This is a genomic window from Rhizobium lentis, from assembly GCF_014200175.1.
Lineage (GTDB): Bacteria > Pseudomonadota > Alphaproteobacteria > Rhizobiales > Rhizobiaceae > Rhizobium > Rhizobium mulingense.
Genome location: NZ_JACHBD010000019.1, coordinates 1 through 13,456 on the forward strand (window position 1 = coordinate 1; position 13,456 = coordinate 13,456).

Consider the following 13,456-nt stretch of genomic DNA (forward strand, 5'->3'; position numbering starts at 1 on the left):
GCTAAAACCAAGCCAACGTCCCCCCGGCAATCCCGGCCAGATGAGCCTCCAATGGTGACAAAATTTAAACCGGACAGCAGTGGCTCAAGGCCGAGGATGACGGAGGATGAGGTTGCGTTCCGACAAACTCACCGTTGGCGGGTTGGGCGCTTCTTCGGAGAGGCACCCCGAATATCTCGGTCAATTTCTGTTATAGAGCCGGTAAAGGCCGACCATGACGTAAGGAGGAGTTGGCCAACTTCTATCGGCAGTCCACCCCGCCTAATAAACCAGCGTCCGACTCTCTTCCCGGCCGAAGCCGCGGATTTCGAGACGATCGGGGTAGACTTCGACGATCGCGAAGGCGTTTTCCCTTTCGGTGTCGACCACGCCCTTGAAATTGACGAAGTGACAGGCGCCGGCCATGCCGTAATTGCCGACGTGGTCGTGACCGTTGAGGTAGGCGACGACGTTGTCGTGCGAGGCGAGCAGCGCGACGATGCGCTCGCTATCCCACATGCCATGTTCACTGGGCGGATGCACGGGATAGTGATTCATGACGATCACCTTTTCGCCCGCCTCGCTCGCTAGCGCGATTTCATCGGCCAGCCAGGCGAACTGCGCGTCGCTCAGCGCGGCATTCCAGCGATGCGCATTCCTGGCGCCGTTCTCCTCCAGTTCGGCCAGCATTTCAGCAGCAAGGGCGCGATTTGGATGGCCTTCGGGCGGCGCGAAGGTGCTGACTTCATTGCCGTCGAGCACGATGAAGCGCCAGCCGTGGCGGGAGAAACTGTAATAGGGCGACGGCATGCCGAGACGTGTGGCGACTTCGGACAGATGCCCCGCTGAGACGGATAAATCGTGGTTGCCGAGCAGGAAGAGCGCCTCGTGCCTAAGCTTCTCATAGACCGGCAGGATATCGTCGAAGCTTGAAAAGCTGCGGTCGATGACATCGCCGAGCGTCATGACGAAGCTCAAATCTTCGCCGTTGAAGATCTCGATCGCCTCGGCGACCTTGGCGAGGCTGTTGGCGTAGTAGCGGTTCATGGCCGCATGCGCAGGGATGGCCGCATATTGCGGATCGGCGATGATGCCGAAGCGGAACAGGGGAAGGGCGGACGAGGACATGGGGCGTGATTAGGTTCGGCCGGTAACAAGGATGTGACGACGGATGCGAAAACGAACACCCGGCGTTCGGGAGAACGCCGGGTGCAAGATCAACGAGGCCGAGACATCGCCGCGGAAGGCGGCAAGTCGGTGCCGCTTACTTCGTGGCTTCTTCGTAGCGTTCCAGGACGTAGTCCCAGTTGATCAGGCTGTCGATGAAGGCTTCGAGATATTTGGGGCGGGCGTTGCGATAGTCGATGTAATAGGAGTGTTCCCAGACGTCGACGCCGAGGATCGGGGTGGCGCCGTGGACGAGCGGGTTTTCGCCGTTCGGGGTCTTGGAGATTTCGAGCTTGCCGTTCTTGACGGAAACCCAGGCCCAGCCGGAGCCGAACTGGGTGGCGCCGGCATTGGCGAAATCGGCCTTGAACTTGTCGTAGCCGCCGAGATCGGAGGCGAAAGCCGCTTCCAGCTTGCCCGGGAGCTTGTTGCCGCCGCCGCCCTTCTTCATCCACTTCCAGAAATGGATGTGGTTGTAGTGCTGGGCGGCGTTGTTGAAGAGGCCGGCATTGGTGCCGAAGGACTTCTTCACGACCTCTTCGAGCGAGAGATCGGCAAGGCCGGCTTCGGCGGCGAGCTTGTTGCCGTTGTCGACATAAGCCTTGTGGTGCTTATCGTGGTGAAACTCCAGCGTTTCCTTCGACATGAAGGGGGCAAGGGCTTCGTAATCATACGGAAGTTCAGGCAATTCGAAAGCCATGTCAGATCTCCTCTTGGCAATAGATTGCGTCATCGGCAGGTGAGGCGGAACATAGGAGGGGAACGGGGGAGAGGCAACCGGCGAAATATCAAAAAACGACCGGCCGGAGGAAAATTTGCCTCAGTTTCAGAGCTGACATCGCACGCGCAAATCGCCTGACATACCCGCCCGGAAACCGCCTCGAGCGCAATGCTCAACAAGGGAGATCCGATATGAACAGGAATATAATCCAGCTTCCGGCCGCAGCCGCGCTTGCTTGTCTCGCCGGCGCGGCCCATGCCTCCTCCGACGAGGCCTGGCAGCAGTTCGCGGCCGATGTGGAGGCCAAATGCAGGAAGGCGGCAGTCGCGCTCGAGAAGCCTGCCGTCAGCGTCGATCCTTTCGGCAGCGCCCATTACGGGCTCGCTTTGGTGACGGGAAAGCCGAAAGGCGCCAAGGGGCTTGTCGCCCAGATCTGCGTCTATGACAAGCAGGAGAAGTCAGTCGAGATCGGTAGTGCGATGGATGTCAAGAAGCTTGGATTGGCGCCGGCCAAATAGCCGGCCGCCGTCACGATTTGCGACTCCAGTTGCATCCGGGCGGAACCCAAGACCACCCTTAGGAGTTGACGTTCCGGGTTTTTAGAGCGCCGCGCGTCTGTGAGAGGCGCCGAGGCGCTCAATGTTTGTGATAAATGCATGATCCTTTTATAAAAATGATTCCGATTCTTGGGGGTGTGGCAGGAGGCATAGGCATGTCGGAACTTCGCAACCGGGCGGAAGATCAGCAGAAAATCTATCAGCGCTGGGCGCCGATCTATGACCGCGTCTACCGCGGCATCCTGCGCGACGGCCACCGCAAGCTTGCCGCCCTTGCCGCTGCGGCCGGCACCGACATTTTGGAAATCGGCGTTGGCACCGGCCTGACGCTCGCCCACTATCCCAGCCGCTGCCGGGTGACGGGCATCGACATTTCCGAACATATGATTGCGCGGGCGCGCGAAAAGGTGCGCAGCGAAAACCTGCGGCATGTGCAGGCACTCGAAGTGATGGACGCGCATGCGCTGGGCTTTGCCGACCAGTCCTTCGACGTCGTTTGCCTGCCTTTCGTCATCACGCTCATCCCCGATCCCGAGCGGGCGCTCGACGAGTGCGCCCGGGTGCTGCGGCCGGGCGGTGAGATCATCCTGGCCAGCAAGCTCGGCGACGGCGCCGGCCTGCAGGGCGCGATCGAGGCGGCGGTGGCGCCGCTGGTGCGTCACATCGGCTGGTCCTCCGCCTTCCGCATCAACCGCATCCTCGCCTGGGCCGAGCGTCGCGGCGACTTTTCCGCGAACGATATTTTGCCGGTCTTTCCAAACGGCTTTTTCAAGATCGTCCGGCTGAAGCAGCGCGGACTTTCGGCCTGAGGTCAAAAGTTTCTCACGCGTCGCCGATTCTGATGCTACTGTTCGCCTGAGGGGACTGCATGACATCGGATATCTTCTTTTTCATCGCCGTCGGCTTCTGTGCGCAGATCGTCGACGGTGCGCTCGGCATGGCGTTCGGCGTACTGTCGACGACGAGCCTTCTCGCCTTCGGCCTGCCTGCTGCCAATGCCAGCGCCATGACGCATGTGACGGAAATGTTCACGACGGCCGCTTCCGGCCTGTCGCATGCCTATCACCGCAATGTCGACTGGCGGCTGGTGGCGCGGCTGGCGCCTGCTGGCATGATCGGCGGCGCGATCGGCGCCTATCTGCTGGCCAATATCAACGGCAAGGTGATCGAGCCCTTCGTGTCGGCCTATCTGATGGCGATCGGCCTGCTGATACTCTACAAGGCCTTTCGCCCGCCAACCAGGCGTGAAGTGCGCGACTGGGCGGTGCCGCCTGTCGGGTTTTGCGGCGGCATGCTCGATGCGATCGGCGGCGGCGGATGGGGACCAGTCGTCACCAGCACGCTCGTCGGGCGCGGCCATGATTTGAAACGGGTGATCGGCTCGACCAATTTCACCGAATTTGCGGTAACGCTGACGATTTCGCTGACCTTCATCCTGACGCTCGGTTGGTCGGAGCTCAATTCGGCGATCGGCCTGATCATCGGCGGCGTCGTCGCCGCCCCTTTCGGCGCGATCCTGGTCAAGCGGCTGCCGGTGCGGGCCCTGATGGTGGCGGTCTCCATGGTGATCATCACAACATCGGCCATGCGGATCTTCTAACTGCGCCGAGCCTACAGATTCCGGCCGAAATAGACCTCCACCGAGGCGATCTTACCGCCGCGGAAACGCAGGCTCTCCATATTGTGGAAGCTTGTGCCGTCCAGTTTTTCGACGCGGTAGCGAACAGCCGCCTCATCGCCATCGACCGCCAGGAACTCGATGTCGATACGGCGGAACAACGGCTCCTTCGGCCAGCAGCGCTCGAAATAGGCAGCCCGGTCGATATGGTCGTCACGCGGACTGGAAAATGTGAAATCCTCCGTCAGCATGGTGCCGACTTTATCCTTGCGGTCTTCGAGATAGGCGGCGTAGAGATCACGGACGGTCTGCTGCCTCGTGCGCATATCGTTCATGGCAAGATCCTCCGTTAACCGGTTGCATCACGCAATCGGCTCTAGCACATTTACCCTAGATGATCCAGTTTCGGCGCAATTGCGCCCCGTGGTCGACACCTAGGCAGGGAATGACCGATATGAAAATGGATGCGGCGAGCGTTAAGGCAGGCTCGATCTACTGGAAGCGCAACCTTGCGATCTCGCTGATCGGCTCCTTCACGACGATCGTGGCAATGACGCTGCTACTTCCCTTCTTGCCACTCTACGTCGAGGAACTCGGCGTCAGCGACCATGCGGCAATCGTGCAATGGTCCGGCATTGCCTACGGCGCCACCTTCCTGGCTGCCGCTCTCGTCGCGCCCCTCTGGGGACGGCTCGGCGACATCTACGGCCGCAAGCTGATGCTGGTGCGTGCCAGCCTCGGCATGACGCTGGCGATCTCGCTGATGGGCCTGGCCGGCAATGTCTGGCAGTTGGTGGCGCTGCGGCTCTTCGTTGGGCTTGCGGGCGGCTACTCCTCCGGCTCGATGGTGCTGGTGGCGACGCAGACGCCGAAGGATCGCTCGGCCTGGGCTCTCGGCGTGCTCTCCTCCGGCATCATGGCCGGCAATCTCGTCGGGCCGCTCCTTGGCGGAGTGCTGCCGCCGATCATCGGCATCCGCGGCACGTTTCTCGCCGCCGGCGGCATGATCTTCCTCGCCTTTCTCGCCACGACCCTGCTGATCAAGGAGGAAAAATCGCAGGCCCGCAAACAGGCGGCCAAGGCGAGCGGCGGTTGGAAATCCATCGCCGACAAGCGGCCTGTGATCGCCATGCTGGCAACCGGCATGCTTCTGATGCTCGCCAATATGTCGATCGAGCCGATCATCACCGTCTATGTCGCGCAGATCGTGCCCATCGCAACGCAGGTGACGATGATCTCGGGCCTCGTCATGTCGGCGGCCGCCCTCGGCAGCATACTTTCCGCCTCCTGGCTCGGCAGGTTGGCCGACAGGATCGGCCATTGGTCGGTCATTGCGGGCGCGCTCGCCGCCGCCGGGCTGCTTCTGGTCCCACAGGCCTTCGTCACCAGTTCCTGGCAGCTGATCATCCTGCGCTTCCTGATGGGGGCTGCCCTTGGCGGGCTGCTGCCCTGCATCGCCGCCGTCATCCGCCACAGCGTGCCGGACAGTGCGGCCGGCAGCATTCTTGGCCTCTCCGTCTCCTCGCAATATGTCGGCCAGGTGGCCGGCCCCGTCCTTGGCGGCTTCGTCGGCGGGCACATCGGCATGCGGGCGGTTTTCCTTGGCACCTCGGTGCTGCTCCTTGCCGGTGCCGCCTACGCCTGGATGGTGCGCCCTGGAACGATTGACGCCGGGTCGAGATCAGCGCCGGGCGCTGCCGCAGATCAGCTCGACGCCTGAGCGGGCGATCGCCTCGAGCATCTCTCGGCTGTCGCCGGCGCGGGCGCGCACCGCGAGCGAATGCATGACGGCGGAAGCAAGCCTTGCCAGCATTTGCGGATCGGTTTCCGCGGGAAGTTCACCCCTTTCCACGGCAAGGCGCATGCGCTTTTCGATTTCGCCGTCGAAATCGCTGAGGCTGCGGCCGAGCACCTCGCGAACCCGTTCACGCTCGACCGCTTCGACGGTCGCCGTGCCGATCAGCAGACAACCGCGGGCGGCGGTTTCGCCATGCAAATAGATATCCAACGCACCGGCGTAGACGCGGGCGAGATTATCGCGCAGCGGCAGTGACGGATCGAGCGCCTGGGCCAGCGTATCCATGCCGTCCTGCCGATAACCCTCCAAAGTATCGAGATAGAGATCCTCCTTGTCGCCGAAGGCGCCGTAGAGGCTCGGGCGGTTGAGGTTCGTCGCCGCGCTGAGATTGTCGAGCGAGGCGGCGGCAAAACCTCTGTCCCAGAAGACGTCCCGCGCCTTGGCGAGCGTTGCCTTGGCGTCGAAGGCCCTGGGGCGGCCACGCTTCTTCTCATTCTTCATATTTGTACTGCTTCGCATTAAATTTCTTGACGAAGGCTATTTTATGCGAAACAGTACAGATGTTCAATGATATCGAACAGGCGGCGCCGACCGCCTGCATGAGAGAGGAAATCGCCATGAAACTCTATATGAACGCCGCTGCCTGCTCGCTTTCACCGCACATCGTCTGCCGGGAGCTGGGGCTTGATATCGAGCTCGTCGAAGTCGACCGGAAGACCCACCGGACGAGCGACGGCAGGGATTATCTTGCCATCAACGGCAACGGCTATGTGCCGGCGCTGATGCTCGACGACGGCAAGGTGCTGACCGAAGGCCCGGCGATCGCGCAGTTCCTTGCCGACAGCGTCCCGCAAGGCGCCGCGATGCTGCCGGAGGTCGGCAACCTCAGACGCAACGAGGTGCAGTCCTATCTGAATTTCATATCCGCAGAACTGCACAAGCCGATGGTGCTGCTGTTCGAGCCGGCTTATGCCAGCGTGCATGAGCGGATCCGCGCTCAGGTCTCGAAGCGCCTTTCCTGGCTGAGCGGCCGTTTTGCCGGACCCTATCTGACCGGCGAGGCCTTCACCGTGGCGGACGCCTATCTCTTTGTCTGCCTGAACTGGTCGCCCTGGACGGAGATCAATCTCAAGCAATGGCCGGCGCTGCACGGCTTCATGGCCCGCGTGGCGGCCCGCCCGAAGGTGCGCGAAGCATTGCGGGCCGAAGATCTCGAGGCCTTCGATGCCGACGGTGTGTATTTTGCGCCGAATGCCTATCTCGCCTCGTCGGACTGGACGGGCGTGCCGGTGCAGCCTTAAACGCTCCTCAGAGCGCGTTGACGGCTACCGGCAGAGCGCGCTTATGGGCGGTGGCGCGATAGGCGGCGAGAATACGGCGGCGGGCGATCTCGCCGACCGGCCGGCCTTCGAGAAAATCGTCGATCTCGTCATAGCTGACGCCATAGGCCTCCTCGTCGGGGCGCAGCGGCCGCTGGTCTTCCAGATCGGCGGTCGGTACCTTGAAGATGAGCTCGTCGGGGGCGCCGAGCCGCTTTGCCAGAAGGCGGACGCGGCGTTTGTTGAGGCCGGCAAGCGGCAGGATATCGGCGGCACCGTCGCCGAATTTCGTGAAGAAGCCCATGACTGCTTCGGCCGCATGATCGGTGCCGATGACGAGGGCGCCAAGCGCGCCGGCCAAAGCGAACTGGGCGATCATCCGTTGGCGGGCCTTGATGTTGCCGAGGATGAAATCCTGCCGGCCGGCATCGGCGAAGGCAAGACCGCCATCCTGAGCGGCGGCCAGCATCGCATCCGTCGCCGCCTTGATGTTGACCACCATCGAGCGGTCGGGACCGATCGTTGCAAGCGCCCTCTCCGCATCGGCCTCATCAGCCTGGACTCCGTAGGGAAGACGCACGGCAATGAATTCGGCCGCATGGCCGCCGTCACGCAACTCGCGCACGGCCTTCTGAGCCAGCAAAGCCGCCGTCAGCGAATCGACGCCGCCGCTGATGCCGAGGACGTAGCCGCGCATGCGCGAGCCGACGAGATAATCCTTGAGGAAAGCGGTTCGCCGTTCGATCTCTCGCTCAGGATCGATATCGGCGGCGACACCCAGTTCGCGGATGATCTCGCCTTGTTCGTCGAACAGCACGGTCATAAGCTCCTCCTCCCCGCTTACGGAATTCCGGCGCCACTATGGCGAAAAGATGGGGGAAGACGAAGCCGTTTCGGGCAGACCTGCCATGCATGCACCGCACACCTACCGCACGATCGTAAACAGCTCCGCCGGATCGGCAAACCCTTTCAGCCTATGCGCCCCGACCGACAGCACATCCCCTGCCCCGGCGTCCCGACGGAACGGTGCCGACATCAGCAAGGCCTCTCCCAGTTCGCCGCAGGCGGTCTGGATGCGGCTGACCAGGTTGACGTCGCGGCCGATCAGGGTGAAGTCGAGGCGGCGGCCGGAACCGATATTGCCGTAGCTGACTTCGCCGTAATGCAGGGCGATGCCGGCCTTCACGCCGATGCCTTCATATTGGAAATGGTCGATCTCATCGAGCATGGCGCGGGCTGCCGCAAGAGCAGCGCCGCAGGAATGGGCCGCGTCATAGCCGGGGAAGAAGGCGAGCACGGCGTCGCCCATGAATTTCAGCAGCTCGCCGCCCTCGCGGGTGATGGCCGGCACGATCCTGTCGAAATAGGCGTTGAGCATGCCGAGCACGGTGCTGCCGGGCAGCCGGTTCGACAGCTCGGTAAAGCCGCGCAGATCGCAGAGCAGCAGGGCTGCCTCCATCGATTCGATCTCACCCTGGCGGATGCGGCCGGCCAGAATCCGGCTTGCCGTCAGCGGACCGATATAGGTATCGAGCAGGCTGAGCTCGACCTGGCGAAGAATGCGCAGCTCGCTGGTGTTGCGCAGCGCCGGCAGGATGCGCTCGATCACCTGGCGCTCCGAGACGGTGAAACCGCCCGGCCGCCTGGTGCCGAAGACGGCGGCGCTGACCGGGCCGTCGACATTGCAGAGAGGCGCGATGACGAGCTGCATCAGGCCGCGATCGGCAAAGACATCGATATGCTGCCAGCGGCCATGGACGCTTTCGCCAGGCCCGACGATCAGCGGTTCCCTGGTTTCCATGACCTTGCGCAGCGGCGTGTTCGCAATAGCGACCCGCGCGCCATGTTCGCGGTCATGGATCTCGACCGGCTCGCCTGGCGCCCAAGCAATGGTGCGGCCGATAAACTCCGGATGCAGCGTCATCAGATGCAGGGTCATCCGATCGACCGGCAGGCCGAGCGCCTGAAGCCGGCGGCCGAGGCCGGAGACGAGGCCGGCTTCATCAAGCGCGTGGCATTCGTCGCCGGAAAGCCACTCGATGATCGAGAGCAGCGCGCCTGTGCTGACGGCATGACCAGTGGCCTTTGGCTGAAATCGGTCGAGATCGGGAGCATGGATTGCTGAGGGCATGGTGTTCTCCTCCCGGAGACGGGTTAGTGGGCGCCACCGCCGGCGAGCTGACCGGGCTTTTTCAGCAGCAGGCTTGCCAGCAGGGCGACGACGAGGGCGACGCCAAGCAGGAAGAAGGTGTCACTGAAGGCCATGATATTGGCCTGCTTGCGTATCTTGAGCGCGATGGCGACGACGGCCTTGTGGCTGGCGAGCGCCTGATCGCTGACGCCGTGGCTCATGAAGTAGCCCGTCAGCCTGGCGATGCGATCGCGAGTGGCTTCCTCGAATACCGAGACCGAATGCGTCAGGATGTTCGAATGGAACTGTTCGCGCTTCGACAGGAAGGTCTGCAGCGAGGCGATGCCGACCGCGCCGCCCAGATTGCGCATCATGTTGAAGAGCGCCGAAGCCGAACCGGCATTCTCCTTCTCGATGCCTGATGTGGCGATCGCCGACAGCGGCGTGAAGACCAGCGCCTGACCGACGGCGCGGACGATGTTCGGCCAGAAGAGCTGGTCGCTTGCATAGTCGCCGGTCATGTGGACGTTCATGAAATTCGAGGCGGCGAAGAGGGCAAAGCCGATAACGATCAGCAGCCGGACGTCGAACCGCTTCATCAGACGAGGCACCAGCGGGATCAGCAGCAGCTGCGGAATGCCGGTCCACGCGAGAACCATGCCGATCTGCTCGGAATTGTAGCCCTGGATGCGAGTGAGATAGATCGGCAGCACGAAGACCGAACCGTAAAGCGCGATGCCGAGCAGGAAGTTGGCGACGATGCCGAAACCGAAATTGCGGCGCAGCAGCAGGCGCAGGTTCAACAGCGGCTGGGCCGTTCTCAGCTCGATGACGATGAACAGGCTCAGCGAGACGGCTGATATAACAGACAGGCGGAGGATGAAATCGGAGCCGAACCAGTCTTCCTTGTTGCCCTCTTCCAGCACGGTCTGCAGGGCCGCGAGGCCGATCGCCATGGTGATGATGCCTGGCCAGTCGCCCTTGGACAGCAGCTTCACGTTCATCGGCGCCCGGTCGAGCGAGGCCCAGAGCAAGCCGACCATCAGCGCGCCGGGCACCAGGTTGACGTAGAAGATATGTTCCCAGCCCCAGTTTTCGGTGAGATAACCGCCGATCGTCGGCCCGATGGCCGGTGCGAAGGTGGCCGACAGGGCAAAGAGCGCCAGGCCGATCGGCTGCTTGGCCTTGGGCAGCAGCGTGATGATGATGGTGAAGGCCATTGGGATCAACACGCCGCCGGAAAAGCCCTGAATGGCGCGCAGGATGATCATCTGCTGCAGGTTGGCCGCGAAGGCGCAGGCGACCGAGAAGATCAGGAAGAGGATGGCGTTCGCCAGCAGATAGTTGCGCAGCGAAAAGACCCGCGCCAACCAGCCGCTGAGCGGAATGACGACGATCTCGGCGATCAGGTAGGAGGTCGAGATCCAGCCGCCGTCATCCGTGCCGGCGCCGATGGCGCCCCGGATATCGGCAAGCGAGGCATTGACGATCTGGATGTTGAGGACCGCCATGAAGGCGCCGAGCGTCGAGCCGACGACAGCCGACCACATGCGAAGCGCGCTCATGGCGGCAGGTGTGGCGGGCGCTGCGGCGGCGGGGCGCGCAAGCGAATTGCCGTTTGCGGCGATCTGAAGAGTGGCCATGACCTGTCTCCTTCCTGCTGGTGCGGAAACTTTCCGATGATGGGGTTCGGCGATCTTTCGGAACGAGAAGGATTATCCGGAGGCCCGGGAAGCCACGCTCTGGGCAGCCTTGGTATCGACTTCGGGCTCGACCGACATGCCCGAGCGCAGCAGTCCGCTCAAGGCCTCGTCGTCGATGACGATCTTGACGGGGATGCGCTGGACGATCTTGGTGAAGTTGCCGGTGGCGTTGTCAGGCGGCAGCAGCGAGAATTCGAGACCGCTTGCCGGCGAAACGCTGTCGACATGACCCTTGATCGACATATCGGGAAAACTGTCGACCTTGATCTCGACCGACTGGCCGGGACGGACATAGGTCAGCTGCGTTTCCTTGAAATTGGCGACGATATAGACTGCGTGCAGCGGCACGACGGCCATCAACTGGGTGCCTGAAGTGACATACTGGCCGACGCGGATCGAGCGGGCGCCGACCGTGCCGTCGACGGCGGCGACGATGTCGGTGTAAGACAGGTTGAGTTCGGCCTGGTGGGCGGCCGCGGCCGCCCGGTCGCGCTCGGCAACCGCCTGTTCGCGCTGGCTCCGGAGCACCGGCACCTTGTTTTCAGCCGCGACGAGGGCCGCCCGGTCGCGCTCGACGGCGGCAGCCGCCTGGTCGCGGGCCGACTGGGTCTGTTCGGCGCGCGACTGGGTGCCGGCGCCGTTGGTGATGAGGCGGGCCGAACGCGCGGCGTCGGACACGGCAAAATCGAGCGAGGCCTGCGAGGCGTCGATCGTCGCCCTGGCCTGCCCGATGACCGACTGCTGCAGGGCGATCTGGGCATCGATATTGGTGATGGCGGCCTCGGCCGCCTTCAGATCTGCTCTCGCCTGCGAGAGTGCGGCCTGGAAATCGCGGTCGTCGATGCGGGCAAGCACCTGGCCTGCTTTGACCACGTCGTTGTCGTTGACCAGCACCTGCCTGACATAGCCGGCGACCTTCGGGGCGACGGTGGTGTAATCGGCCTTCACATAGGCATCGTCGGTGGATTCGATGAAACGGCCGACGGTCCAGTAGCGGTGGCCGAAATCACCCGCGAAAGCGACGCCGGCAAGCAGCGCGGCGGCGATGACGGCGCGCTTGACGATGCTGCGGCCGGTCTTTTCAGGCGCGGCGACAACCGGGGTTTCGGCAGCGGGCATCGCAGGCGCCTGGGCGGCCGGCGCCTCGGCCAAAATCCGCTCGGCCTCTCCGGCACTTTCGAAATCCTGCTTGCGGGGTAGTTCGACCATCGTCTCTTCCTTCGTCTGGCGCCCCGTTTCGGCGAGGCTTGTTCGATGCGAGGGAAGATGCGCTCTGCCATTCACTTTGATAATCTGCTTATATCGGGAAGGATCATCAACTCTCAGCGGATAATCCGAGGGCGATATGGATCGGCTGACAAGCCTTGCAGTCTTCGGCCGGGTGGTGGAATGCGGCGGTTTTTCCGCTGCCGCGCGCCGGCTCAACATGTCCGTCACCATGGTCGGCAATCATGTGCAATCGCTGGAGGAGCGGCTCGGTGTCAGGCTGCTCAACCGCACGACGCGCAAGGTCAGCCTCACCGAAACCGGCAAATATTATTATGAGCGCTCGTCGCAGATCCTCGCCGAACTCGATGAGGCGGACCGGACGGCCGGCGCGCTCAGCACGACGCCCCGCGGCACGCTCAAGGTCTATACCAGCAGCGCCATCGTGCGTTTCCTGCTGCCTGTGGTCAGCGAGTTCATGGAGCTTTATCCGTCGATCTCGCTCGATTTCAGCGTCGGCGAAGGGATGGTCGACATGATCGAGGATGGCTACGACCTGGTGATGCGCACCGTGCCGCCGCCGGACTCCTCGCTCATCGCCCGCAAGCTGACGCCCTGGCGCCATATGCTCGTCTGCTCACCGGCTTATGCCGAAAACCATCCGATGCCGAAGAAGCCGGCCGAGGTCGCTGATCACAATTGCCTGCAATATGCCTATTACCCCTTTGGCGACGAATGGCGCTTCGAGGATGGCGACGGCAGCAAGGAGAGCGTCAAGATCGGCGGTAATGTCGTCTCCAACAGCGCGGAGATGCTGCGTTTCCTGACGCTCAACGGAAAAGGCATCTTCCTGGCGCCAAGCTTCGTCGTGTTCGACGACATCGCCGAAGGGCGGCTGGTGAAGATCATGCCGGACTACCGGCCGGTGGAATTCAACATCAACGCCGTCTATCCCAACCGCAGCCACCTGCCGACCAAGGTGCGGCTGTTCATCGACCTCTTGGCCGAGAGGTTTGCGGAGCATCGGAAGTGGATGACGTGAGGGGCGCGAGTGTAGCCGCCCCCTCTGCCCTGCCGGGCATCTCCCCCGCTAGGGAGGAGATTGGCAGGAAGCCATGCCTCGCCTTCCATTTACGGCTCATGACGGCCCGTTGTTTAGGGAAGCCATCGCGCCCATCCGATCTCCCTCCTTGTGGCGGATGCCCGGCAGGGCAGAGGGGGTGTATCCCGATCTCAATTCTGCCGGCGGGATCGCGC

General features: G+C 62.8%; 14 protein-coding genes. 6 read left to right on the forward strand and 8 right to left on the reverse strand.

The features are described 5' to 3' along the window. Positions 1–261: 261 nt before the first annotated feature. Both GGI60_RS28935 and GGI60_RS28940 read right to left on the reverse strand, forming a co-directional pair. On the reverse strand, positions 262–1,107 hold the full coding sequence (locus GGI60_RS28935; protein ID WP_183919758.1) for a metallophosphoesterase: 846 nt from the start codon (positions 1,105–1,107) through the stop codon (positions 262–264). A 136-nt stretch (positions 1,108–1,243) separates the two neighbouring features. After that, on the reverse strand, positions 1,244–1,846 hold the full coding sequence (locus GGI60_RS28940; protein WP_011424542.1) for a superoxide dismutase: 603 nt from the start codon (positions 1,844–1,846) through the stop codon (positions 1,244–1,246). 212 nt (positions 1,847–2,058) lie between these two features. Between GGI60_RS28940 and GGI60_RS28945 the strand changes: the two genes are divergently transcribed. From GGI60_RS28945 to GGI60_RS28955, 3 genes are all read left to right on the forward strand, one after another. Beyond that, a complete protein-coding gene (locus GGI60_RS28945) occupies positions 2,059–2,385 on the forward strand; it encodes a hypothetical protein (protein ID WP_183919760.1) in 327 nt (108 codons plus the stop codon). A gap of 194 nt (positions 2,386–2,579) precedes the next feature. Further along, positions 2,580–3,233 carry a class I SAM-dependent methyltransferase gene (locus GGI60_RS28950; RefSeq protein WP_183919762.1) on the forward strand — a complete coding sequence of 218 codons (654 nt, stop codon included), beginning with the start codon at positions 2,580–2,582 and terminating at the stop codon, positions 3,231–3,233. Positions 3,234–3,292: 59 nt separating this feature from the next. After that, a complete protein-coding gene (locus GGI60_RS28955) occupies positions 3,293–4,024 on the forward strand; it encodes a sulfite exporter TauE/SafE family protein (protein ID WP_183919764.1) in 732 nt (243 codons plus the stop codon). 11 nt (positions 4,025–4,035) lie between these two features. Here the strand turns inward: GGI60_RS28955 and GGI60_RS28960 are convergent, their stop codons facing one another. Further along, a complete protein-coding gene (locus GGI60_RS28960; protein WP_183919766.1) occupies positions 4,036–4,377 on the reverse strand; it encodes a nuclear transport factor 2 family protein in 342 nt (113 codons plus the stop codon). A gap of 110 nt (positions 4,378–4,487) precedes the next feature. On the opposite strand from GGI60_RS28960, the gene GGI60_RS28965 reads away from it, so the two are divergent. Further along, positions 4,488–5,762, forward strand: a complete 1,275-nt coding sequence (locus GGI60_RS28965; RefSeq protein WP_183919768.1) for an MFS transporter — start codon at positions 4,488–4,490, stop codon at positions 5,760–5,762. Here GGI60_RS28965 and GGI60_RS28970 read toward each other — a convergent pair. Beyond that, entirely contained in the window at positions 5,724–6,341 is a 618-nt protein-coding gene (locus tag GGI60_RS28970; RefSeq protein WP_183919770.1) for a TetR/AcrR family transcriptional regulator, read from the reverse strand. The genes GGI60_RS28965 and GGI60_RS28970 overlap by 39 nt on opposite strands. 116 nt (positions 6,342–6,457) lie before the next feature. On the opposite strand from GGI60_RS28970, the gene gstA reads away from it, so the two are divergent. Next, a complete protein-coding gene (gene gstA / locus GGI60_RS28975) occupies positions 6,458–7,141 on the forward strand; it encodes a glutathione transferase GstA (RefSeq protein ID WP_183919878.1) in 684 nt (227 codons plus the stop codon). Between the two features lie 7 nt (positions 7,142–7,148). Here gstA and nadE read toward each other — a convergent pair whose 3' ends face one another. The 4 genes from nadE to GGI60_RS28995 all read right to left on the reverse strand — a co-directional run bounded on the left by nadE (position 7,149) and on the right by GGI60_RS28995 (position 12,202). After that, positions 7,149–7,982 (reverse strand): ammonia-dependent NAD(+) synthetase, encoded by an 834-nt coding sequence (gene nadE, locus GGI60_RS28980; RefSeq protein ID WP_183919777.1) that lies wholly within the window; start codon positions 7,980–7,982, stop codon positions 7,149–7,151. Positions 7,983–8,084: 102 nt separating this feature from the next. Continuing rightward, positions 8,085–9,290: an adenylate/guanylate cyclase domain-containing protein gene (locus GGI60_RS28985; RefSeq protein WP_183919779.1), complete on the reverse strand. Its 1,206-nt coding sequence runs from the start codon at positions 9,288–9,290 to the stop codon at positions 8,085–8,087. Between the two features lie 23 nt (positions 9,291–9,313). Beyond that, positions 9,314–10,933, reverse strand: a complete 1,620-nt coding sequence (locus tag GGI60_RS28990) for an MDR family MFS transporter (RefSeq protein ID WP_183919780.1) — start codon at positions 10,931–10,933, stop codon at positions 9,314–9,316. A gap of 72 nt (positions 10,934–11,005) precedes the next feature. Then, complete coding sequence (locus GGI60_RS28995; protein WP_183934980.1) at positions 11,006–12,202, reverse strand: HlyD family secretion protein; 1,197 nt, start codon at positions 12,200–12,202, stop codon at positions 11,006–11,008. 136 nt (positions 12,203–12,338) lie between these two features. Between GGI60_RS28995 and GGI60_RS29000 the strand changes: the two genes are divergently transcribed. After that, complete coding sequence (locus GGI60_RS29000; protein WP_183919784.1) at positions 12,339–13,241, forward strand: LysR family transcriptional regulator; 903 nt, start codon at positions 12,339–12,341, stop codon at positions 13,239–13,241. Positions 13,242–13,456 lie beyond the last annotated feature (215 nt).

Excerpts from the sequence above, each read along its gene's own strand:
- GGI60_RS28935 (WP_183919758.1), bottom strand. The coding sequence starts at position 1,107 with ATGTCCTCGTCCGCCCTTCCCCTGTTCCGCTTCGGCATCATCGCCGAT.
- GGI60_RS28940 (WP_011424542.1), bottom strand. The coding sequence starts at position 1,846 with ATGGCTTTCGAATTGCCTGAACTTCCGTATGATTACGAAGCCCTTGCC.
- GGI60_RS28945 (WP_183919760.1), top strand. The coding sequence starts at position 2,059 with ATGAACAGGAATATAATCCAGCTTCCGGCCGCAGCCGCGCTTGCTTGT.
- GGI60_RS28950 (WP_183919762.1), top strand. The coding sequence starts at position 2,580 with ATGTCGGAACTTCGCAACCGGGCGGAAGATCAGCAGAAAATCTATCAG.
- GGI60_RS28955 (WP_183919764.1), top strand. The coding sequence starts at position 3,293 with ATGACATCGGATATCTTCTTTTTCATCGCCGTCGGCTTCTGTGCGCAG.
- GGI60_RS28960 (WP_183919766.1), bottom strand. The coding sequence starts at position 4,377 with ATGAACGATATGCGCACGAGGCAGCAGACCGTCCGTGATCTCTACGCC.
- GGI60_RS28965 (WP_183919768.1), top strand. The coding sequence starts at position 4,488 with ATGACCGATATGAAAATGGATGCGGCGAGCGTTAAGGCAGGCTCGATC.
- GGI60_RS28970 (WP_183919770.1), bottom strand. The coding sequence starts at position 6,341 with ATGAAGAATGAGAAGAAGCGTGGCCGCCCCAGGGCCTTCGACGCCAAG.
- gstA (WP_183919878.1), top strand. The coding sequence starts at position 6,458 with ATGAAACTCTATATGAACGCCGCTGCCTGCTCGCTTTCACCGCACATC.
- nadE (WP_183919777.1), bottom strand. The coding sequence starts at position 7,982 with ATGACCGTGCTGTTCGACGAACAAGGCGAGATCATCCGCGAACTGGGT.
- GGI60_RS28985 (WP_183919779.1), bottom strand. The coding sequence starts at position 9,290 with ATGCCCTCAGCAATCCATGCTCCCGATCTCGACCGATTTCAGCCAAAG.
- GGI60_RS28990 (WP_183919780.1), bottom strand. The coding sequence starts at position 10,933 with ATGGCCACTCTTCAGATCGCCGCAAACGGCAATTCGCTTGCGCGCCCC.
- GGI60_RS28995 (WP_183934980.1), bottom strand. The coding sequence starts at position 12,202 with ATGGTCGAACTACCCCGCAAGCAGGATTTCGAAAGTGCCGGAGAGGCC.
- GGI60_RS29000 (WP_183919784.1), top strand. The coding sequence starts at position 12,339 with ATGGATCGGCTGACAAGCCTTGCAGTCTTCGGCCGGGTGGTGGAATGC.